We start from the raw sequence: 355 nt of genomic DNA on the forward strand, positions 1-355 counted from the left end.
GGCCTTGAAGGTAGATGTCGCCACCGACCAGAGCCGCGCGCCCCGGCGCAGCCGCTTGCCGCCCACCGTGGCATCGACATAGGTCGGGCCCGTCACCGGGCTTGCGCGGTTGAACCCCTCAAGGCCCTTCACCGGCGCCACCAGCGCAAAGCCGGCTTTCCGCGACCAGGCGTAAACCGCCGCCGTCTCGTAGCCGGTGTCGATCGCGAGCCGCGCGATGGTCATCGCGGCGCCACTGGCATGCAGCCATGTCCGAGCCAGCAGATCCGACAGCTTCTGCCAGCAGGCCGGGTCCGCGGGGCCGCCCTCGATCACCACGTGATCGACAAGCCAGCTTTCCAGCCCCCGCCCCCAG

The 355-nt window shown here is 70.4% G+C and carries 1 protein-coding gene; it reads right to left on the reverse strand.

Going from position 1 to position 355, the window contains the following annotated elements; genetic code table 11:
* A partial coding sequence (locus ACK8OU_RS20515; RefSeq protein WP_410305173.1) for a terminase gpA endonuclease subunit occupies positions 1–355 on the reverse strand: 355 nt, incomplete at both ends.

The organism is Pontitalea aquivivens (assembly GCF_046507575.1).
GTDB lineage: Bacteria > Pseudomonadota > Alphaproteobacteria > Rhodobacterales > Rhodobacteraceae > Pontitalea > Pontitalea aquivivens.